This window comes from Arthrobacter sp. StoSoilA2 (genome assembly GCF_019977195.1).
Taxonomy (GTDB): domain Bacteria; phylum Actinomycetota; class Actinomycetes; order Actinomycetales; family Micrococcaceae; genus Arthrobacter.
In genome coordinates, this window is record NZ_AP024643.1 from 892,639 (window position 1) to 914,069 (window position 21,431).

Here is a 21,431-nt window from a genome sequence, read left to right on the forward strand (position 1 = left end):
CTCCATTCAGGACGGGTAGACGGGTATTGCCCAGTTCTGGTCTTGGGCGACCTGCCCGATCACGGCCCTACGGTAGAGGTCCTGGAGGCTGCGGGTGAGGTCTCCGGCTGTTCCGTCGCCGATAGTTGTGCGGTCAACCGAGGCAACGTGGTTTACTTCTGCGGCACTGCCGCAGACAAACACTTCCTCAGCTGAGTACAGCTCGGTGCGGTCGATGGGCCGGACGTCGACGTCGAGCCCCAGTTCCGTCCGGGCGAGGTGCAGGACACTGTCCCGGGTGATTCCTTCAAGAATGCTGTCGGTGACGGGGGGAGTGCACAGCCTCCCTTGGCGGACCATGAAGACGTTGTAACCGGCGCCTTCAGCCACATGTCCGCTTTCGGTAAGAAGCAGCGCGGCGTCATAGCCGTTTCGCTTGGCTTCCAACAGGGCCAGCCTCCCGTTCTGGTAATTGGCAATTGACTTGACCCTGGGCGGCATGGACCGATCGGAGAGGCGGGCCCAACTGCTGATTTGCACATCCAGGCCGGTTGCGCCGAAGTAGTTGCCCATGGGAATGGCTGCCATGAAGACAGTAGAGGGACCCGTGTCTTCCGGCTTTCCATCCTTGGAATCGACGAATACCTGCGCCCGCATATGGAGGTTGCCCCGCAGGTCGTTGGCGCGAATGAGTCCGAGCAGCTGGTCGCCGAGCTGGTCGATGTCCTGTGGGCCGTCGATTTCCACGACCCTCATGGAATCGATCAGTCGCTTCATATGGTCGGCCACCCGGAACGCGTACAGTTGCTGGTCGTCCTCGCTCCAATACGCGCGGAAGCCCTCAAAGACCCCGACGCCGTACTTCAGTGATGTGCTCAGCACATGAAGGCGGGCATCGGCATAGTCCACCAGCTCGCCGTCGTGGAGGAGGTACTTTACTGGCTGGCCGGGAGCTGGCTGCCTGGTGCCAATTGCGGCTGCTGCTTCTTGAAAGTCGTCCATGGTAGGTTCCGTTCCTCATCTATCTGTGCTGGCGGGCATGACAGCCAGCAGCTTCATCTCAAGCGGCACTTGCTCACTATATTGAAGTCCCTTCTCGGTGATGTCAATGGTTCCGACTGTCTTGTGGCCGCCTCCAGGGGCGCAAGTAGCCACGGAGGGGCAAGCGTGGCAGAATCCGCACTGCAGCTCCTCTAAGTGCGCCAATCCGGCGATTTTCCCAAAAAGGAGTGCAATTCGTCACACTTGGCGCTACAGTCAAATTCAATAAAGTGATGAGACTTTGATATGAGGCCCTCGCCCGTCAAGGTCCGAACAGGAGCTGAACATGTACCAGCCATCGGTCCGTAACCAGGACGATCTTCAATACATTGTGAGTGGGCTCAACGCGAGCACACCTAACAACTCCCTCTCAAACTCCCGGGGACTTCGTGAGGAGGCTCCATGAGCATTCAAGGGCTTCCGCGTACATCGCCCGGCCTCCGCGTCACGGGGTGGGCCCGCCGCGGCCAGAGCCTCCTGATGAACCGGTCGAGCACCATCATGGTCGCAATCGCGGTGACCATCATTGTGGGATTGCCGCTTATGGCCATGGTGGCTCCGCTGCCGCACGACCCATTGCGTCCGGATACGGACGCAATCGGTATTGCACCCAACGGCACCCATTGGTTTGGCACTGATGGAAATGGGATGGACATTTTCTCCCGCACCATCGAGGCTGCGAAGCTGGACCTTCCAGTTGCCCTCGCCGCCACGGCACTGTCGCTGGTAGTTGGCGTTCCTTTGGGCCTGTTCGCAACGAGCGGCAAGCTCGGCGATGCCATCATGCGCGTCATTGACGCATTTGCAGCCCTTCCGATCATTGTGATCGCGGTGGTCTCCATCAAGCTGATGGGTGGTGGGGCGACGGACGTGGTCCTTGCGATCGCTATTGTGGCTGCGCCCAGGTTTGTGCGACTTTCCCGCGCTGCGGCGCTGGCACTTCGGTCCGCGCGATATGTGGAGGCTGCCGCAGCGATTGGTTGTTCTCCGATCCGCATCGCCTTCAACCACATCTTCCGCAACGCATATGGCGTGGTCCTGGTGCAGGCAACGCTCACCGCTGCCAACGCGCTCGGAACCATTGCTGCATTGAACTTCCTGGGTGTAGGCGTGAAGCCGCCTACACCCACGTGGGGGGCAATGATCAACGATGGCGTCAGCATGCTGATTCGCGGGGAATGGTGGGCTGCTGCCTTTCCCACGCTTGCCATGCTCCTGGCGATTGGTTCCCTGAACGTGATCGCCGGGGGAATCGAAACCAAGATCGAGCGAGTGGAAAGGGCGCGATGATGACAGGACTTCACGTACAGGACCTCGTCACCGAGTTCCACTCCCGCGGCGGAATAACGCGGGCCCTGCACGGTATCTCCTTCGATGTCGGCGCCAACGAAGTCGTGGGCATCGTGGGTGAGTCGGGATCAGGGAAGTCCACTGTTGTGCGCTCGGTGATCAAGCTGCTGATGCCTCCCGGACGTGTCATGGAAGGTACTGCCGAATTCCACGGCCAGGATCTGATCCGTTTGCCGGAGCGGCAGATTCGCCATATCCGTGGCAAAGAGATCGGCTTCGTGGCGCAGAACCCCTTCAGCGCGTTGAATCCGGTGGTCCGCATCGAGAAGCAGTTCGCAAACATCGCCAAAGCCCACGGGCTGAGGGCAGACGCCGAATTACGTGGCCGGGCGCTCGACTTATTGGCCTCCTCCGGTGTCAACGAACCCGAACGGGTAATGCGTGGCTATGCGCACGAACTCAGCGGCGGTATGGCTCAGCGCGTCGTCATCGCCATGGCGCTGTACCTCAACCCACGTCTGGTTATTGCGGATGAACCGACCACGGCCCTGGACCTCACCGTGCAGCGCCAGGTACTGGACACGCTCACCCGGTTGACGAAAGGGAGTGGACGGTCGATGTTGATCGTCACGCATGACCTTGGAGTGGTGGCCAATTACTGCGATCGCGTCCTGGTGATGTACCGCGGCCGGATTGTTGAACATGGTCCCGTGTCTGAGGTTTTTGTCCATCCGAAGGATCCCTACACCGTGTCCTTGCTTGACTCAGTGGTGCAGCCGAAGGCCGCTGCGCCCGGCAAAGCAGAGCCGGAGGCCGAGAGGCCTGCCGGCACGCAGCCGAAAACTTCCGACACAACGAATCCCACCGTTCTCTCTCCATCCAGGAGTGCCTAACCATGCCCATCATCGAACTGAAGGATGTCAGGAAAACATTCCGAAGCCCCCAAGGGCAACTCGTCACTGCGGTGGACGGAGTCTCATTGGCCGTCGAACGGGGCGAAACCTTGGGAATCATTGGCGAGAGCGGCTCCGGCAAGTCCACACTGGGCCGCCTGATTCTCAGGCTCATTGAAGCCGATTCGGGCACGATCCTCCTGGAGGGCGAGGACATCCGGGACTTGTCGAAAGCGCAGCTAAGAAAACGACGCCGGCGCTGGCAGATTGTGTTCCAGGAGCCTTTCGCGTCCCTGAACCCGCGTTTGACGATCCGCCAAATCGTCGAAGAGCCGCTGATCGTTGCGAAGACATATGGCTCCCGGGCTGAACGTCTGCGCCGTGTCACGGACACGCTCGAAGAGGTGGGGTTGTCGCAGGATTTCCTCGGCAGGCGTCCCGCCAACCTCAGTGGTGGGCAACAGCAACGGGTGGGCATTGCCCGCTGCCTCGTCACTGACCCGACGCTGGTGGTCCTGGATGAACCGACGTCCTCACTGGACCTGACCATCCGGGCATCCATCCTGCGCATGTTGGCCAAGCTCCAGGTGGCCAGGGGCCTGACCTATGTCTTCGTTTCCCACGACATTGATACGGTCCGTCACTTTTGTACCAGCGTGGCTGTCATGCACCGCGGACGGTTCGTTGAAACAGGTTCCACGGATGACGTTCTTTCAAATCCCCAGGAGCCCTACACGCAGGCCCTGATGTCCGCGGCAATGCCTCCCATTCCCTACAACCCAGGAGCCAAGGAGGCCATGGCATGATCCGGTACATCCTCTCCCGTATTGTTATTGCCCTTTTACTCCTGTTGGGACTCATTACCCTGAGCTTTGGATTGGTTTCCCTGCTCCCCGGTAACCCGGCCGTGGCGCTATTGGGTGAGTACGCTACTGAAACCGATATCGCCCGGATCAATAGCCAGCTCGGTTTGGACAAGCCTTTTTGGGACCGCTACTTCGATTACATTGGCCGGACGTTGAGCGGAGATCTGGGAAATTCCTTCTTCACCGGAAGCTCGGTTTCCAGCGAGATCTGGACGCGGTTGCCCAACACGCTTGTCTATCTGGTGCCTGGGCTGGTGCTGGCCCTGCTCATTGGAATGGGAATGGGTACCCTTGCGGCCTACCGATATGGGCGCGTGGCAGACAAGGCATTCACTGCAGGGGTCTCCGTCCTCATGGCCATGCCGGAGTTTGTCCTGGCGCTCCTTCTTCTCTTTATCTTCTATCAGCAACTCCATCTGGCCCCCGCACCCTTGGGCATGCTTTCCAGCTCCGATATCCCGCCGCCTAAAGTCACGGGATCTTTGGCGCTGGATGCGATGCTCGCCGGGCAATGGGGGACGATGCAATCCATCCTCAGCAGGGCAGTGCTGCCGATTATCACCATGGGCTTGTTTTTTGCGGCTCCCTTTGGAAAGACCGTCAGGACCGGTCTCCTCCAAGTCCTCAACTCACCGCAGATCGAATTTGCGAGGGCCTGCGGACTGAAGCCGCTGCAGGTGTTCCGCTACGCCCTCAGCGACGTGAGGGGAGCCTTGATGACCTACATGGTGCTGTTGTTTGCCGCCGCGTTGAGCGGTGCGGCAATTGTGGAAAGTGTCTTCTCCTGGCCAGGTGTTGGTGGCTGGTCATTGGACGGGGTGCTTAAGGGCGACGTACCCGTCATACAGGGGTTTGTGCTGATCATGGGTGCTACCAGCCTCCTTGGTTATGTGCTGTTGGACACCCTGATTACGCTGCTGGATCCCAGGACACGCAACAACGTAAAAAGTGGCGTTAGGCGTACCTCGAAACCGGCCCCTGCTGCAGAGCCGGTCGTAGAGCCTGCCGTGCAGCAGGGTTAGGCGCCCAAAGAAAATCCTTGACAAACCCTCCAGATTCAATAGATTGAAGATATGTTCACTTCATTGCATGCAGACAAGTTGACGGTCCTTGGCGGGAACATCCCGCTCGACGGCCGCGTGAGCTGGGTTCCGCAAGGTGCAACAGGCTTCCAGCCGTCGAACGCCTACCTCCTGGCCGAAGGAACCTCCAGCCTTTTGGTTGATTCAGGTTTGGCTGTCCACAGCGAAGAGATCCTTGACGACCTGGCGGAGCTCATTGGTGAAGGCGGGGGAGTATCCATCTTCTTCACCCGAAGCGAGATGGACTGTGTGTCCAACCTCGAACGCATCGCCGGGCGGTTCGACATCGAGCGGCTCTTCACTGGCGGGGTGATCAACCCCTTCGATGCCTTCGATGACCTGAGCAGGATGGCACTGCGCGGGAGGCGCCACCAGATCGACGCGCACAGAACCGAAGAAGGTGACTCCCTGGCGAGGGCTGCCGAGATCCAGATAGCACCCGGCCGCGTGCTCCAGGTGGAATCGCCCCTCCTGCGCCTCCTTCCCACCTTCTGGGGTTGGGACCAGGAAACGGGCACGCTGTTCACCTCGGATACCTTCACGCACGGCGTTATGGACCGGCCCGACGGCCAGCGCATTATCGACTCCACAGTGGAGGACACCACCACGGTGGAACAGGTGGCCGGGCACCTGTATGCGAAGTACGAGTGGATCCCGCGCTCCACGTGCGAGCCCCTGAGGGAGTGGCTCCAGGACAAGTTCGACACCTTGGATCCAGAGATCATCGCACCCTCCCGCGGCTGCGTTCTCAAGGGCCGCGACGTGGTTCGCCGGCACCTCGATTTCATGCTCGACGCGCTAACCCCGCAGTTGGTTTAGGAGAGAATCATGGAAGAACAACTCGTAGAGACTATGAGTAGCGACCTCCCACGCAGCGTCGCGAAGGGCGTCACGTGGATGAGTTCCTGCCTCCCGTTCCACCTGGCCGACCGCGTGATCCACGGCCATAACTCCACCTACCTGGTCCAGGGCGAACACTCGTCCATCCTGGTCGATACCGGTAACCCGTCCAGTTGGCCGATCATTTCAAGCACTCTGGATGAGCTGCTGGATGGACGGGAGCTGTCCTACGTCTTCCCCACGCACCCTGAGCTTCCGCACACCGGAAACCTGCCAAGGCTCGTGGAGAAGTATCCGAACATTCAGGTGGTGGGTGACATCCGCGACTACCACTTGTTTTACCCGCAGATCGTTCCGAATCTCCACGCAAAGGTGCCCGGGGACAAGGTGGATCTTGGTGGGCAGGAGTTTGTGGTGGTGGAAGCCCTCATCCGGGACTTGCCCAACACCCAATGGGGATTCGCGCCTGGAGCCGGCGTGCTCTTCACCGCCGACGGTTTCTGTTACATGCACCGCCCCGAGCTCGACGACGAAGACCCGGTACACCTCCCGGGCGAATGCGGTTTGACCACCGGCGAACTGCAGGTTCCCATCGCCGTCGAGAATGCGGCCTTCTTCACCGGAAGTGCCCTCTATTGGGCACGCTTCGCAAATGACGCAGACGCAGTATATGACCGCGTCCTTCACCTTATTGATGAACTCGGCGTCACATCCGTGGCCCCAACCCACGGCAATTTCATTAGCAACATCCGCGATGTGGAGCCCATCATCCGGGCCGGCCACAAGCGGGCATACCGCTACGAGACTGCACAGCCGTAGCTTCCCCCCAATAAACGGAGCCACCTTCATGAAAAGTCTGCGTTTGCTCACCGGAGGCGCTGCAATAGCCCTCACCACAAGCCTTGTTGCCTGCGGGGGTCCAGCCCCGCAAACTGCAGCTACCAAATCCATTGAAAACGTTGTTGTTGCTGTGGGCGCCCTGCCTGACAGCCTGACGCCCGCACCGTGGGGCGGCAGCGCCTCCCACGTGGTGCTGAGTGGACTCGGCTCGCAACTCCTCGAATACAAGGTTGGAACAAGCGACGGAAAGTCTTGCCCCGCGCCGTCCACAGAGGTATCGGGCAGGCTGGCCGAAAGCGCCAAACCAAGCCCCGACGGAACGGGCGTGATAGTCACCCTTCGCAAGCTCACCAGCCAGTTTGGAAACACACTGTCGGCCGAGGATGTCCGATGGAGCTTCGACATCGGCATGAAGCGTCAGCCGGTCATGAAGGGGACGCTGAAGAGCAGCGGCTTCAACGTTGACAATCTGGTCAAGGTGATCGACGAGCGCACTTTCCAGTTGAACACCACGGGGCTTACCTCTTACACAGAAGAATCATTGCAAAACAACCTCTTCTACATCCACGACAGCACCGAGGCAAAGAAGCATGCCACGGCGGATGACCCCACCGCCAACGCGTGGCTTTCCAAGAACCTCGCCGACTACAGCGGCTGGAAGCTGGAAGAGTTTACTCCCGGAGCTTCCCTGACGGTGACGGCCGATCCTCAGTGGGAGGGCACTCGCGGAACGGTTAAGCGCGTGTCCGTCAAGGCTGTCCAGAGCACCGCTACCCGCAGCCAGTTGGTGGAAACCGGCGAAGTGCAGGTAGCCAATGGGTTTGAATACGACCAGTACAAGTCACTGGAGAAGTCTCCCGGCGTGACTGTCCTGAACTGCCCCAGCCAGACCCGCGACACCATGATGATCAACACGAAGACCGGTCCGCTTGCCGACCCCAAGGTTCGGCACGCAGTCTCCATGGCCATCGACCGCGAGGCGCTGATCAAGGGTGCGTACGCCGGCTTTGGTGAACCCGCAGGTTCGATCTTCCCCAATGTCGGGGACTCCCCGATCTACAAGTTCAACAAGGACGAGGCCAGGAAGCTGCTCACCGAAGCCGGATATGGCAATGGCTTCCCGATGACCCTTAGCTACAGCGTTACGCGTCCTGGACCCGTAGCCGCCAAGTCGGCGGTCCTGATCCAGTCCATGCTCAAGGAAGTCGGCATCGACGTCCAATTGCAGAATGTGGCCAGCTCCACCGACTTCTCGACGGCGCTCATCGATGGCCGGTACCAGGCGGTGCTGTACTCGGAGCCGATCGTCATTGCCGATCCCGCCTTCTACAGCTACGCGTTCTACGGCACGGCCGCTCCCAGCAACAGCACCGGGTGGTCCAACCCGGAGTTCGATAAGGCACGCAGCGAACTCGCAGCCACTCCGGACCAGGAAACGGAAAAGCGCGATGGCCTCCTGAAGAAGATGGCCGGGCTGGTGGACGAGGGCGCAGCCATTCTGTCGCTCGTTGAAACCAGGGGAGTGCTGGTTACCAGGGACGGTCTCACGGGTGCGGTTCCACTGACCAACGGCCAAATCTACTTCAATTCCCTGGGCCGCTAGGCCGCCGGTAGCTACGCGTGATGCCGGCCGGTCGCCGTCGAAACCCGGCCGGCATCACCCTACAGAAGGAAGACTTCGATGATTGAAATCTGCGGAAAGCAGGTCCGCGACACCCTGCAGGAGTTACTGGATCCGGCCACTACGGCCCTTGTGGTTATCGATATGCAGGAAGGAGCCGTCTACGCCGGCGGCGCCATCGGCGATTCCGGCCACGACCTGAGCATGATGCCTGCCGTGGCCAAGAACTGCGGCAGGGCAATTGAGTCTGCGCGGAAGAATGGCGTGCCGATCTTCCACATCCGGGTCGAAAACCTTCCCGACGGCGCCAGCTCGCCCGCCGCTTGGCTGCGGGCTTTGTACACGGCTGCCAACGGGCGGCCGATCGATCTTGGGAGGCTCAGCCTTAAGGGCGATCCGGCCACGGAATTCTGCGCCGAGTGCATGCCTGAAGAAGGCGAAGTCGTCATCACCAAGCGCCGCCCCAGCGCATTCGTGGGCACGGAATTGGCGCTCCTGCTACGGAGCCAGGGCATCGAATCAGTCGCTTTGGTAGGCGTCTCTACAGGCGGTTGCGTCGAGGCCACGCTGCGGGACGCGGTTCATAACGACTTCTATGCAGTCCTGATCGAGGACGCCGTGGGCGCCTACGACACCGTGATCCACGACGCTGCGCTGACTGTCATGAGGGCCCGCCACGATGTCTGCACGCTGGACCAAGCCATTGAGGTGTGGGATTCGGCCCGCGCCAGCTCCTGATTCGACCGACGGAACCACGGAGAGGAGAAGCCGTTGAATCCACGTACAGCCCAACGGGCGGCGGTCACCGGCCCCCACAGCCTCATCGGAGACCGCATTTATCGTTTGGGAGCAAATATCGTCCTGGATGAAAACGTCAGCTGGTGCCCGCCCGGTACCCGAACCACCCAAGCTGTCAATTGCTACCTCATTAAGGGAGACAACGGCTCGGTGCTGGTGGATACGGGTATCCGGCTTCATGAGGCAGACATCATCCGGCAGCTGGACTCTCTCCTGGAACAAGGGGAACCCCTGGTTGTGGTGCTGACACGAACGGAAATGGAATGTTGCCTGAACCTTCCGGCCCTCGAAGCACGGTTCAATGTCGAATCGGTCTGGTACACAGGGGGAATTACGGTGCCCAGGATGGCTGCATCACCGCAGCGCATCATGGTCAATCCTGGAACCTCCCGTGAAGTGGAGGTTATGGACGGCCTGACGTTGGAGTTCGTATCGCCGTTGATGCGGCTGCTGCCAACACTTTGGATCTTCGATCCAGTCTCCAAGGTGCTCCTGACCTCGGACGCATTCACGCATCGCTCCCCAGGCAGCTCCGTGGGGAGCTCCCCGGCGGCGGGACTGCATAAGTTCCAGTGGTTTGCCCAGGCGGATACGAGGGACATTGCGCGGGACGTTGAAGAAGTAATCCTTCGGCGGCAGGTTGAGGCGATCGGACCCGGGTACGGCGAACCCATCGTTGGCGCTAGCGAATCTGCCGCCGAGGCCGCCATCCTGGCCGAGGCGATCAGGAAGGTAGGTAGCCAGTGAGTGTCGAGGTTTCAGGCGGGGAGTCCACCAAAGGTCGCGTCATCGCAGAGGGTGTGCATTGGCTGGGCGGTTGCCTGTCCGCCAGCGCCGAGGGACAGGAAGTCCACTACCACGTCTCGTCTTATCTGGTGATGGGCTCCGAAGTATCCATCCTGGTGGACACGGGAGATCCCGCGCACAGGGATACGGTCCTGGCCGAACTGGAGAATGCCCTTGGAAGCAGATCGCTGGACTACGTCTTCCCGACGCATCCGGAAATCCCGCATGCTGGTAATCTTCCCGTTCTGTTGGAGCGTTATCCCTCGGCTGTCGTAGTTGGGGACGTTCGTGATTATGCACTCCATTTCCCCGAGTATGCAGACCGTCTGACGGCCAGACGTGCTGGGGAGTCGATTGATCTGGGGGACAGGGAGTTCCATTTCCTTCCGGCTTACATCCGTGACCTGGAGAACACTCTCTGGGGCTACGACTCCGGTGCGGGGATCATGTTTGTTTCCGATGGCTTTTCCTATATCCACGACATACCGGGACCGGATGAGGACGACGAACCCGTGCATCTGCCAGGGCAGTGCCGCTTGCTCTCCTCTGAGATGCCGGAACCGCCGTCCGTGGAGCAGGCGGCGTATGGCACGGGCCGTGCGCTGTACTGGACCAAATTCGTTGATGTCGGCAGAGCGTTCCGAAGCATCGAGGAATCCTTGGAAAACTACCCAGCCACCTTGATAGGGCCCGCCCACGGAAACGTCATTGATGACGTTCAGGGCATGCTCAAGACATCGCTGGCGGCCCACCGCAAGGTTTACGAAGGACGGCGGCTCTAAATGAACTCCCGTCACCATGAACAGCAAGGAGAGAGTCAATGCGGGACCTGATTGGATATGGGGAGAATCCCCCGATTGTCACTTGGCCTCACGGTGCCAAGGTTGCCGTCTCCTTGGTGCTGAACTACGAGGAAGGCGCTGAAAGTTCCATCGAAGCAGGAGATGAGCGGGACGAGGACGTTTCCATCTTTGGCGGATGGTCCTCTGACCCCTCGCGGCGCAGCCTTATGAAGGAGTCCTTCTTCGAATACGGCAGCCGCGTCGGCATTTGGCGATACCTGGGCATGTTCAGGGAGTACAACGTTCCAGCAACCGTTATGGCCTGTGGAGCTGCCCTTGAACGGAATCCGGACGCGGCCGTTGCTATTGTCCGGGATGGTCATGAGATCTGCGCCCACGGCTACAAGTGGCGCGGAACGGTGGGAATGGAGCCGGATGAAGAACGGCAGGAAATCCGGAAGTCCTTGGCCGCCGTCGAGGCCGTGTCCGGAGTGCGGCCGGTGGGTTGGTATGTCCGTGAGGGCATCACCGAGAACACCCGGACCATCCTGGCCGAGGAAGGCGTTCTTTACGATTCCAATTCCTACGCAGACGATCTTCCCTACTATGTGAAGGCCGGCACGCACAATCACTTGGTGGTGCCATACTCGGGTGACACGAACGATGCCCGCTTCTGGGGCAACGGGAGCCTGGGCACCGCGGAGGATTTCTTCAACGTGTTGAGGGACTCTCTGGACTGCCTGCTGATTGAAGGCGAAACCGTGCCCAAGATGATGTCAGTCGGGCTGCATTTGAGGATTGGCGGGCGGCCCAGCGTTGCCCACGGAGTGCGCCGTTTTCTTGAGTACGCCCTTGCCAAAGAGGGAGTCTGGTTCGCCACCCGTGAGGAGATTGCGCGGTGGTGGATGGAGCACCCGCCCGTGGAGGTAAACGCCAGACCGGCCGAGGCTGCTTTCGAGGGGGCGGCGTGATGGGAACCGGAGACGGGCAAACAGCCACAGTCAACATCGATCGGCTGGTGCACAACGTCCATGAGCAAGGCTTTACTGCCTTGGACAAGGTAGGACTCAACGGTCAGCGCGACCAAGGCCTGGTCAGCACACTCATCTCCCGGGACCTCAGCGGTTCAGATGATTTGTGCGTCAGCTGGGGCCGGATCCTTCCCGGCCAGCACCACCTGTGCCACCATCACCCGGACGCATCAGAGTTCTATGTTGTCGTCAGCGGGACCCCGATTGTCCATCTTGGCGACCTCACTTACCGGGCAAAACCGGGCGATGGCATTTATATCCCCCGCGGGACTACCCACGGACTCACCAACGACGGTTCAGAAAATGTGGATCTCGTGGTTGGTGTGAGCAAGCCTGCTGACTGGCAATTCGTTCCGGATGAGTGAAGTCTCCAGCGGACGCCAAGGCCAGATCCATTCGTCATCATCACTTTCAGGAGGACCACACGTGAACCAGGAACAGCCTCCGGCCCTGAAACGCAGCGTTGGCATCATCACCGCCGACCCCACCCCTACTTTGCTGGCACTCCTCGCGCATGCCGGGGTGGACTTCCTTGTCCTGGACGCTGAACAGACGGGGATTTCCGTCCGGCAATGCCGTGATGCAGTGCAACGGCTGGCTGGCTCCGGGGTGCACGTGGCAGTGCGGGTACCGGACTTGGAACCGAACACACTGGTGGCCTTCGCGAACACCGGGGTAGACGAGATAGTCCTTCCGCAGCTGCGCACGGTGGACCAACTCGAACGGGCTTACGAGGCTACGAGGTACGCCCCCGTGGGTTCACGTCCCCACCAAGTCACGCCCGCTTCGTCCTTTGGGTTGGACTATTCCTTCTCTCCCTTGTTGACCGTGTTGTTCGAGACAGCAGAAGCTGTGGAACGGGTCAAGGAGTTCGTTGACAGTGACGCATTTGCCGGAGGGTGGGTGGGTCCGACTGACCTGGGCACGGATCTCCGTCGACATGGAGAAGAGCGCCCCGAAGCCTTGCAGGAAGCCATCAAGCATGTGGTCGACATTGTTGCAGGGGCTGGCTACAGCATTGGAGTTCCTGCGCCCGCGATGTCCGCAGCGGCGACTGTTTTCAGCCGTGGCGCTGACCGTTGTGCCGTCTATTGGGAGAAAGAGGTTGCTTCCATGCTTACCGGTTACGCCGGGTTGCGGGCGGCGTGAGCAACCTTGCCAAGGACGCATCCGCCGTCGAAACCGTTGCCTTCAAAAAGGCATCCAAGCGAAATCATCTTCGATATACTGACGCAAAACCGAGGACTAATGAAGGAGTCGTCGTGGACGGTACAGACACAGCACAAGGCGAAGTAACCGAGTCCCTGGAACGCGACTTCTGGATTGCCCATCTCGGGGCCATGATCAAACAGCAGCGCCTCGGCCGTTTCACGGTGGAGGAGCTTGCTGAACGCGCAGGCGTCAGCGCGGGACTCATTAGCCAGATCGAGCGCGGAATCGGTAATCCTTCGTTCGCGACGCTGCTTCGCTTGGCCAATTCGCTGGACCTTCCGCTGGCAAGCATGTTCATGGACCCGAATGAGGGCCAGGACCACATGCTGGTACGCCGGGCCGATCGGCGACGCATCGAAATTCCTTCCCAGGGCATCATCATGGAGCTGATCGTTCCGGATTCGGAGCGCAAGCTGGGCGTCATCAGCATGACCATTCCAGCCAACTTCGAGGGCGCACACGTTCCGCACTCCCACGAGGGCGAGGAATGTGTCATCCTGCAGGCCGGCACTCTGGTGGCGACCATCGGTGGCCAGGATTTCGTGCTGGAAGCCGGCGACAGCCTGACGTACGACGCTTCCTTGCCACATTGGTGGAGCAACCAAACGAATTCGGCCGCAGTCATGCTCGCGATCTCCACGCCGCCCTCTCTCGGCAAAGCGCACTAAACGTGGGCGCTCCCGGCCCGAAGACCAGGCTTGGCATCCTGGTGCCGTCGAGCAATTCGAATGCGGAAACCCTCACAGCATCGATCCTTGCGGAACAGCCCGATCTTGGAGTGCACTACAGCCGCTTCCGTCTGCCTCCACGGCTTGATGATCCAGTTGACCTGGGCGTCCTCGGAGAGGCTCCTTCCCTGTTGAATGACGCCGAGCTGCAAGCCATCGCCTTCCACGGCACATCCGGTTCCTGGACGGGCATCGCAGGCGATCACGGACTTTGTGCCGGGCTTGAGTCCGTGTGCGGCGCGCCCGCAACCACCGCATCCGTGGCCGTCGTCGAGGCCCTTGCAGTCTTGAAGGCGACGCGCGTCGGCCTCGTTTTTCCAGGGCCCGGCACTATTGCTTCCCTGATTCAGGAGGAGTACGCGGCCCACGGCATTGACGTCACAGGTATTTCGGTTCCGGAGGTGGTGATGACCAACCCGGAAATAGCCCGACTGGACAAGTCCGGAGTCGTGGGCCTGATGAGGCCCGCCTTCACTGCGGACATGGATGCCGTGGTGTGCATCGGAACCAACCTTCGCTCGGGATACTTCGTCGCCGGCCTTGAGCAGGAGTTCGGCATTCCCGTAGTCGACAGTGCCATCGCGACTCTTTGGCATCTGCTCCGCATTGCCGGGGTGGCCCGGCCGATCCCGGGATGGGGAGCGCTCCTGGCTTTGGAGTAGAAGCGGCTGGCCCTGAATGGAAGTGGCCCGAGCTCAGCTTCCCGGAAGCCCTATGAGGTGCCCTGCAACGCCGGTGACCCGCCGCCGTCGTGTGTTCAGCAGTCGTCTGCTCCGCCCGCCGTAACGTCCAGCCAGGCATTGACGATGTCCATGCGTGTCGCGAACCAGGCATCCTTCTGGCGTGCGTGGGAGATGAATCGCTCGAGCGCCACTGCGTACCCCGGCCGTCCAATGAGCCGGGGGTGTAGTCCGACGCTCATCACGGAGGGGCCGCCGCGGGGATCTTCGAGCAGCATGTCCAATGCGGCGGTGAGGTGGTTGCCGAACGCTGTCGCGGTGGGGAATTGCTTGAACAGCCCGGAATCGTTGGTATCACCCGCGTACGGCAGGACTGGAAGGCGCGGATTTCCTTGGCCACTGCCCCAATGCGGCAGGTCGTCATTGAAACTGTTCGATTCGTACGCGAACCCGTTGGTAGCGAGAGCCTGGCGGGTCCCCGGTTTGAGGCCATCCCGCGAGTACCAACTCGTGGGGACGTGGCCTGTACTCTCCATAATCGCGTCCTTGGACGCGACAATCAGGCGGTGCTCCGCGTCGTCGTCGAGGTCTGTGTGCGTGTCCCACTGGTTCCCGTGATCTGCGATCTCATGACCGTCGCGGACCAACGCTGCAGCAATTAGAGGGTTGAGCTGCAACGCTGCGGCACAGCAGAAGGCGGTCGCTTGGACTCTGTGTTTCCGCAGGATCCTCAGCAAGCGCCAGATGCCAGCCCTGGAGCCGTATTCGAAGGCTGATTCCAGGGCGACGTTGCGTACTGCTGCTGGCTGGGCGGGAATCCAGTGTGCCGCCAGGTCGTCGGCCTTGTCGCCGCGGGCGATGCTGCGCTCGGCACCCTCTTCCACATTGATCACGAGGGAAACTGCCACCCTGGCATTGCCCGGCCAGCGGAACTCTGGCGGCGTTTCGCCATATCCGACGAAATCCCGCTGCGTGGGTGGCTGTGCCATTGGCTTCTCCATCTCGGGGGTTCCTGCGCCGCAGCGTTACGGCTATAGTGAAGCAAACTTCGATATGATGAAACTAGCCGAGAGGGGCCTGAATGTCTACGCTCATCCGTGGAGGCATCGTTATTACGGCGTCCGGCGACACAGTCACCGACGGCGGCGCGGTAGTCATCCGCGATGGCCGCATCGCGGATGTGCTCCACCGATGGGATGCAGGTCAGCCGTTTGACGGCGAAGTCATCGAGGCATCCGGGTGCGTGGTCATGCCAGGCCTGATCAATATCCACACCCACGGAGTGACCCCGGGCCCGCTGTTCCCGAGTGCGGCACCGGCGCTGCCTGCCGAGCGATGGATGGCGAATCTGGACAGGCACCTTTTGGCGGGAACCACCACAGTGCTCAGCCTCTGTGGTTTCGCCTCCATGGACGATGTCCGCGAAGCAGACAAAAGGCACGCCGTGCACGTCCGTGGTGCAACGACCCATCTACCCCATTGCTTGCGGGCCGCAGCTCTGGCGGACGGCCGGGGTCTTACAGTCGAGGCGGGCGAACTCACCGTTGAGGCGATACTCGACGACGGCGCTGTCGCCATCGGTGAGTTGGGCGGTGGACAAACCCTGGGCGGCGGAGGGCAGGACCTCGTCTACATCCCTGCGGCTATCCAAAAAGCCTCCAGCATTCGAGTCACTATTGATCAAGCCCGCCGCATCAAGGAAGCAGTCCTGGGCAGGTTCATCGACGTCCGCGCATTCGATCCGGCAGCCCTTGCGGGGGCGGCCCAGGACGCTGGCCTGGCGGACGCCTTCACAGCAACCCAGCTGGTGAAGCTCGTCAAGGACACGGTGATGCCGTCATTTGTCCCGGCCATCGAAGGAATTCGGGAGGGTGTCCGTGCGGCGTCGAAGTTTGGCGTGCCGGCCATCGTGCACAGCGCATCAGCAACCGCCAGCGTTCTAAGGGAACTGATGCCCGAGCTTGCTGGAACGGGAGCCACGGTGATTGCCGCGCACGCCAACCACCCGTCCCACACGCCGGCCGAGGCCTACGAACTGGCTGTCCTGGGCAGAAAAATGGGTTGGCCGGCTGAGGCTTCAGTGTTTGATCTCCTGCACCGCCGGCGAACGGTGACTACGCGCGAGCACTGGGACTTGCTGCTTCAGGAAACCGGCCTGATCTCAGTCATCGGGACCGACTATGGACACGACGGGGACCATGACGAGCTAATCTCTGCCGTCCAGGATATTGCGGCGCACGGACACCGATCCCTGGCGGGTGCCGTCGCCATGGCAACCTCTGCCGTGGCTGATCTGGTTCCGGGCATCGCACCCGGAAGCGGGCGGCTCGAGGCTGGGCGAGTCGGGGATGTAGTGGTCGCCAACGCCGGGGATTTCAGGGATGTACGTTTTGTTCTGGCAGACGGCGTCTGCGTGGTTCGCGATGGACGGCTCACCCCGGAGGCGCACCGATGAGTCAAGCATCCAACAAGGCGCTGCCGTTGAGCAGTCACCAACTGGCAATCGTCCATGAGCTGGTTGGAGCTTCGATTGCCCAGCAGGACCTTCCCGCGCTGGAGAGTGCCTACCGCGACTTCCGGACTGGGATGGATTCCCTGAAGGCTGCCTTTGAACAGCAAATCCTTTTGGAAAAGGAGACCGACGCAAAACGGGAGGTGAATCCTTGACGGAAGCGTGGGAACTGGGCATCGCGGAAGCAGCTGTACTCATCCGGCGTCGCCACTTGTCCGCTGTTGAACTGCTCGACGCTGTTCTGGATCGTGCCCGGGCCACAGAGGAGTATGCCCGGGCCTGGGCGCATATCGACGAACGCGGCGCACGTGAAGCGGCCCGCATCGCCGATGACCTGGCCATCGGGGGCCAATTCGCAGGCAGCCTTCACGGGATCCCCATCGGAATGAAGGACGTCATCGACGTCCAGGGGATGCCGACGGAGGCCGGCTCCGAAAGCCTCCGTGGGAATATCGCGCCGGACGACGCCGGAGTGGTACGCCGACTCCGTGAAAGCGGTGCCGTGATCCTCGGGAAGCTTCAAACACACGAGTTCGCCTTCGGACAAGGAACTCCACCGTCGCGAAACCCTTGGGGCCCTGACCGGTACGCAGGAGGCTCATCCGTTGGATCGGGCGTTGCCGTTGCTGTGGGCTCAATTCCCGGGGCGCTGGGCACTGATACCGGTGGCTCCGTCCGGAACCCGGCCGCCATCAACGGGCTGGTGGGGCTCAAGCCAAGCTACGGCGTCGCTTCTTCCACTGGCATCCTTCACGTAAGCCACACCATGGATCACGTGGGACCTATTGCCCGGAGCGTCGAAGACTGCGCGGCGCTTCTGGACGGCATGGTGGAGCCACAGGGCATGGCGCTGCTTGGCGGGCCAGTCTCAGCCCAAATCCGTGCCCCCCTTGTTCCGGTCAGGCTTGGGGTCGATCGCAGAATGTGGTCGGAATGGGGAGTTACCGCGGAAGTCACGGAGGCCGTGGAAGGAGCGCTTCGTGTATTCAGGGACCTTGGATTCGAGGTCGTGGAACTTCCGCTTCCCGAGCTTGACCTTGCCCTGCATGCCAGCGTCGCAATCTCTCTTTCCGAAGCTGCCCAACATCATCGCGTCCGGCTGGGCAGCGCGGCGGAACGATACTTGCCCGCCACCCGCATCATGATCGAAACAGGTGCGCTGGCTTCCGAGGAGGACCTTCACCTGGCGTGGCAGGTAAGGGCGCACCTCCGGTGGTTCTTGCCGCGCGCCATGGCACAGGCTGGAGTACATGGACTCGTGTCACCTACGCTGCCGACGATCGCCCCCTTGGCTCAGACGATGTCCTCTGAACTGACTGGTTCCCCCGGAGAGGACTCCCTTTCGGCTGCCCTTCGCATGCTCTCAGCTGCGAATCTGACCGGCATGCCTGGGGTGAGTATTCCCTGTGGCTTCTCAAACGGGCAGCCCGTTGGTCTGCACATCATGGGACCGGAACACGCCGATGCCAGGGTCCTCGCGATCGCCCAAGCCTATGAGCGCGCCACGCAATGGAAGGGGTTCGTGCCGGTCCATATGCTGCCACAAACTGTTGGGTAGGCATCTGCGCGTCAGGGAGTGCTTGGCCGATGACACCCAAATTCCCCACGGACCCTGAAACGGGCTGAGGACGCCTGGATTCCCGGGGCGTCAACCCATCGTTGTGGCGCGCACGAATATGGGTGTCGCCAGCCAAACCGCTAACCGGCGAAACCGAAAACCGCTGGGGCGCGAAACAAGCGAAAACACGAGAACCCCTGGAAATCCTTTGATTTCCAGGGGTTCTCTACCGAGCTTCCTATCAGAATCGAACTGATGACCTTTTCATTACGAGTGAAACGCTCTACCGACTGAGCTAAGGAAGCACCGCGTCCATCACCGGTTTCCCGGGCGATCACGCAAGACATAACTGTAATAGAGGCACCGCGCCCGGGTCAAAACGAGGGCGGTGGCGGCCGTTGCGGGGATGTTCACTTGCACGTCGGGCCGGGTTCAGGCGGCCTTTTCCCGGCCGCCGGAGGCTGGGAAATCAACGGTGGCGGTTATATCCAGCCACGCAAAACCAGCCGAAGGAGCCGCGCAATGACCGGGGACGCAATGACCAGGGATACCAGCCACACCCACACGCGGCTGCGGCTGGCTGTGGTGGACATGGTGGGAACCACCATTACCGACAATGGGCGCACGGAGCGGGCGTTGTCCCGGGCGTTGGCGGAGCATGGCGTAGAACCAGGCAGCACCCGCTTCGAGAGCATGCTCGGTTATGCACGTGACACCATGGGCTTCTCGAAAATGGCCGTCTTTGGGGACCTTTTTGGTGACCCTGGTGTTGCAGAGAGCGCGAACAAGGCCTTCGAGAGGGCTTATGACGAGCTGATTGAGGACGGTGGTATCCGCGCTATTCCCGGTGCGGAGGATGCCATTGTCTGGATGCGGGAGTCCGGCATGCAGGTCTGCCTTGCCACAGGCTTTGGCCGTCACACGCAGAACATGGTCCTTGAATCACTGGGCTGGATGGGTTTGGCGGACCTCAGTTTGTGTCCGGCAGATGCCGGACGGGGCCGCCCCTTCCCTGACATGATCCTGACGGCGTTGCTGGCTTTGGACCTGGACGATGTTCGTGAGGTGGCCGTCATCGGAGACACCAGCTCAGACATGCTCTCGGGGGTTCGCTCAGGTGCTTCGCTGATTACCGGAGTCCTCACAGGCTTCCACTCCGAGGCGACGCTGCGCGCAGCGGGCGCCACCGTCGTCGTGGATTCCATCAAGCAGCTGCCGCTCCTGCTGGAGAAACGGGAGGCCAGGCGCGTCTAGCACCCTTAGGTCACGGCAGGCCTAGCACTGGAGCCCGTCCTGCGGCAGCTTTCCGTCAACAAAGTAATCGTCGACGGCGGTGCTGACGCATGAGTTCGAGCGGCCGTAGGCTGTGTGCCCTTCGCCTTCCCACGTGACCAGAGAGGCATTTTCAAGCTGTTTGCGCAGCGACTGCGCCCACTCCAAGGGGGTGGCCGGGTCTCCCGTGGTGCCGATAACGACAATGGGGGCGGAGCCGGTGTAGTCCACGGGAGCAGGCGTGCGGGTGTTCTTGTAGGGCCAGTCCTTGCAGGTGACCCCGCCGTAGGCGAAGAATGCGCCGAAGGTCGGAGATTCCTGCTTGAGGCGGGTTTCCTCCGCCCTCATGCCAGCGGTATCAGTGACCATTGGGTAGTCGAGGCAGTTGATGGCCTGGAACGCGAATGCCGAGTTTGAACTGTACGTACCATTGGCTTCGCGGTCGGCCCCGAGATCGGCGATGCGCATCATCTGGGACACGTCGCCGGAGAATGCGCTGTCCAGGGCCTGGGTCAATGCCGGCCAGCTTTGGTTGTCATAGAGCGGGAGGAAGAGCCCGTTGACAAACTCGGTCCCGGTCACCAGCCTTCCGTCCTTGGCTGTTTGCGGGTTCTGGTCCACTGCGTTGATGAGATCCCTGATTTCCTGGATTCCATTATCAACGGAGCCGCTGAGGGGGCATTCCTTTTGACGAAGGCAGTCGTCCACGTAGGTGCGGAGGGCCTTTTCAAAGGCTCTTGCCTGCCCCGCAGTCAGTTCCTCGTTGCTGATGGACGGGTCCACGGCACCGTCAAGGACGAGGTGCCCGACGTTCTCCGGGAACAGCGAGGCGTAGGTGGAACCCAGGAAAGTACCGTAGGAATAGCCCAGGTAATTGAGCTTGGCATCGTTGACGACGGCACGCAGGACGTCCAGGTCCTTGGCAGCACTGACGGTATCAATGTGTTCGAGCACGGGTCCGGTCTTCTCGACGCACTTCTCAGCCAAGGACTTGTTGAAGGCCAATGCCGCCGCCAGGCCCTGGTCCGTTTCCTTCCGGAATACTTTCTCGCGCGCGGCGTCCCGTTCGGCATCCGACATGCAGGTGACCGGAGCGGACCGCTTGACGCCGCGGGGGTCGAAGCCCACCACGTCGAAGTTGGCCCGGAGCTTCTCGGTGAAGTGCGTGTTTCCCGCATCCTTGACGAAGTCGACACCGGAGCCGCCCGGACCTCCCGGATTGACCAGGATGGAACCCTTCTTGGTGCCCGTGCTGGGCAATTTGATGGCGGACAGCGTGATTTCGGCGGAGTCCGGATTGCCGTAGTCCAAGGGAACCTTCACTTCAGCGCACTGGAACCCATCCTCACATGAGCTCCATTTCACGGACTGCGAATAATACTTTTCGAGTCCCTTAGGCGCCGAGGCCGCAATGGACGGGTCAACAGTGCTGGTGCTCGGCTTCGCAGTAGGTGTTGGCAGGAAAGGCAACGAGCAGGCACTGAGCACCAGCAGGGAGGCAAGGGCCAAGCAGAGGGCCGCGAAACCCCGCAGCCTAGCACCCCCGCCCGCAGCAGGCTGGACAGACCGGTCCCTTGAACGGGCACCGGCGGGCCGGCGAAGTGCGGACTTCATGCATTC

General features: G+C 61.1%; 22 protein-coding genes and 1 tRNA gene. 19 read left to right on the plus strand and 4 right to left on the minus strand.

Annotated features, from left to right (window positions below):
• Window positions 1-6: 6 nt before the first annotated feature.
• A complete protein-coding gene (locus tag LDN82_RS04250) occupies window positions 7-981 on the minus strand; it encodes a branched-chain amino acid transaminase (protein WP_224166484.1) in 975 nt (324 codons plus the stop codon).
• A gap of 441 nt (window positions 982-1,422) precedes the next feature.
• Between LDN82_RS04250 and LDN82_RS04255 the strand changes: the two genes are divergently transcribed.
• From LDN82_RS04255 to LDN82_RS04325, 15 genes are all read left to right on the plus strand, one after another.
• Window positions 1,423-2,310: an ABC transporter permease gene (locus LDN82_RS04255; protein ID WP_224094439.1), complete on the plus strand. Its 888-nt coding sequence runs from the start codon at window positions 1,423-1,425 to the stop codon at window positions 2,308-2,310.
• Window positions 2,307-3,203, plus strand: coding sequence for an ABC transporter ATP-binding protein (locus LDN82_RS04260; protein WP_224166485.1), 897 nt, complete (start codon window positions 2,307-2,309; stop codon window positions 3,201-3,203). Before LDN82_RS04255 ends, LDN82_RS04260 begins: the two co-directional genes overlap by 4 nt.
• Window positions 3,204-3,205: 2 nt before the next feature.
• Window positions 3,206-4,009 (plus strand): ATP-binding cassette domain-containing protein, encoded by an 804-nt coding sequence (locus LDN82_RS04265; RefSeq protein WP_224094441.1) that lies wholly within the window; start codon window positions 3,206-3,208, stop codon window positions 4,007-4,009.
• Entirely contained in the window at window positions 4,006-5,091 is a 1,086-nt protein-coding gene (locus LDN82_RS04270) for an ABC transporter permease (protein WP_224166486.1), read from the plus strand. The genes LDN82_RS04265 and LDN82_RS04270 overlap by 4 nt, the downstream gene beginning before the upstream one ends.
• Before the next feature lie 51 nt (window positions 5,092-5,142).
• Window positions 5,143-5,970 carry a hypothetical protein gene (locus LDN82_RS04275; protein WP_224094443.1) on the plus strand — a complete coding sequence of 276 codons (828 nt, stop codon included), beginning with the start codon at window positions 5,143-5,145 and terminating at the stop codon, window positions 5,968-5,970.
• Window positions 5,971-5,979: 9 nt separating this feature from the next.
• On the plus strand, window positions 5,980-6,810 hold the full coding sequence (locus LDN82_RS04280; protein ID WP_224166487.1) for an MBL fold metallo-hydrolase: 831 nt from the start codon (window positions 5,980-5,982) through the stop codon (window positions 6,808-6,810).
• Between the two features lie 28 nt (window positions 6,811-6,838).
• Entirely contained in the window at window positions 6,839-8,434 is a 1,596-nt protein-coding gene (locus tag LDN82_RS04285; RefSeq protein WP_224166488.1) for an ABC transporter substrate-binding protein, read from the plus strand.
• A 78-nt stretch (window positions 8,435-8,512) separates the two neighbouring features.
• Complete coding sequence (locus LDN82_RS04290; protein ID WP_224166489.1) at window positions 8,513-9,190, plus strand: isochorismatase family cysteine hydrolase; 678 nt, start codon at window positions 8,513-8,515, stop codon at window positions 9,188-9,190.
• Window positions 9,191-9,223: 33 nt separating this feature from the next.
• Window positions 9,224-9,997: an MBL fold metallo-hydrolase gene (locus LDN82_RS04295; RefSeq protein WP_224166490.1), complete on the plus strand. Its 774-nt coding sequence runs from the start codon at window positions 9,224-9,226 to the stop codon at window positions 9,995-9,997.
• The gene (locus tag LDN82_RS04300; protein ID WP_224166491.1) at window positions 9,994-10,818 is read left to right on the plus strand and encodes an MBL fold metallo-hydrolase; all 825 of its coding nucleotides are present in this window, start codon (window positions 9,994-9,996) and stop codon (window positions 10,816-10,818) included. The genes LDN82_RS04295 and LDN82_RS04300 overlap by 4 nt, the downstream gene beginning before the upstream one ends.
• Before the next feature lie 38 nt (window positions 10,819-10,856).
• Window positions 10,857-11,789 (plus strand): polysaccharide deacetylase family protein, encoded by a 933-nt coding sequence (locus LDN82_RS04305; RefSeq protein ID WP_224094451.1) that lies wholly within the window; start codon window positions 10,857-10,859, stop codon window positions 11,787-11,789.
• Window positions 11,789-12,214 carry a cupin domain-containing protein gene (locus tag LDN82_RS04310; protein WP_224167457.1) on the plus strand — a complete coding sequence of 142 codons (426 nt, stop codon included), beginning with the start codon at window positions 11,789-11,791 and terminating at the stop codon, window positions 12,212-12,214. Before LDN82_RS04305 ends, LDN82_RS04310 begins: the two co-directional genes overlap by 1 nt.
• 61 nt (window positions 12,215-12,275) lie before the next feature.
• Window positions 12,276-12,998 carry an aldolase/citrate lyase family protein gene (locus tag LDN82_RS04315; protein ID WP_224166492.1) on the plus strand — a complete coding sequence of 241 codons (723 nt, stop codon included), beginning with the start codon at window positions 12,276-12,278 and terminating at the stop codon, window positions 12,996-12,998.
• Between the two features lie 113 nt (window positions 12,999-13,111).
• Window positions 13,112-13,729 carry a cupin domain-containing protein gene (locus LDN82_RS04320; RefSeq protein WP_224094454.1) on the plus strand — a complete coding sequence of 206 codons (618 nt, stop codon included), beginning with the start codon at window positions 13,112-13,114 and terminating at the stop codon, window positions 13,727-13,729.
• A 2-nt stretch (window positions 13,730-13,731) separates the two neighbouring features.
• Window positions 13,732-14,451: a hypothetical protein gene (locus LDN82_RS04325; protein WP_224094455.1), complete on the plus strand. Its 720-nt coding sequence runs from the start codon at window positions 13,732-13,734 to the stop codon at window positions 14,449-14,451.
• Window positions 14,452-14,546: 95 nt separating this feature from the next.
• Here LDN82_RS04325 and LDN82_RS04330 read toward each other — a convergent pair whose 3' ends face one another.
• A complete protein-coding gene (locus LDN82_RS04330; RefSeq protein ID WP_224094456.1) occupies window positions 14,547-15,458 on the minus strand; it encodes a polysaccharide deacetylase family protein in 912 nt (303 codons plus the stop codon).
• Window positions 15,459-15,550: 92 nt separating this feature from the next.
• Here LDN82_RS04330 and LDN82_RS04335 point away from each other — a divergent pair, with 92 nt between their 5' ends.
• Genes LDN82_RS04335 through LDN82_RS04345 form a run of 3 tightly spaced genes read left to right on the plus strand, consistent with a single transcriptional unit; the run spans window position 15,551 to window position 18,539 of the window.
• Entirely contained in the window at window positions 15,551-16,924 is a 1,374-nt protein-coding gene (locus LDN82_RS04335) for an amidohydrolase family protein (protein WP_224094458.1), read from the plus strand.
• Window positions 16,921-17,136, plus strand: a complete 216-nt coding sequence (locus LDN82_RS04340) for a hypothetical protein (protein ID WP_224094459.1) — start codon at window positions 16,921-16,923, stop codon at window positions 17,134-17,136. Before LDN82_RS04335 ends, LDN82_RS04340 begins: the two co-directional genes overlap by 4 nt.
• Entirely contained in the window at window positions 17,133-18,539 is a 1,407-nt protein-coding gene (locus tag LDN82_RS04345) for an amidase (protein ID WP_224094461.1), read from the plus strand. The genes LDN82_RS04340 and LDN82_RS04345 overlap by 4 nt, the downstream gene beginning before the upstream one ends.
• A gap of 232 nt (window positions 18,540-18,771) precedes the next feature.
• On the opposite strand, the gene LDN82_RS04350 is transcribed toward LDN82_RS04345, so the two are convergent.
• Window positions 18,772-18,844: transfer RNA gene (locus tag LDN82_RS04350), tRNA-Thr, on the minus strand.
• 217 nt (window positions 18,845-19,061) lie between these two features.
• Between LDN82_RS04350 and LDN82_RS04355 the strand changes: the two genes are divergently transcribed.
• Entirely contained in the window at window positions 19,062-19,793 is a 732-nt protein-coding gene (locus tag LDN82_RS04355) for an HAD family hydrolase (protein WP_224094463.1), read from the plus strand.
• A gap of 21 nt (window positions 19,794-19,814) precedes the next feature.
• Here the strand turns inward: LDN82_RS04355 and LDN82_RS04360 are convergent, their stop codons facing one another.
• Window positions 19,815-21,425, minus strand: coding sequence for an alpha/beta hydrolase (locus tag LDN82_RS04360; RefSeq protein WP_224094465.1), 1,611 nt, complete (start codon window positions 21,423-21,425; stop codon window positions 19,815-19,817).
• Window positions 21,426-21,431 lie beyond the last annotated feature (6 nt).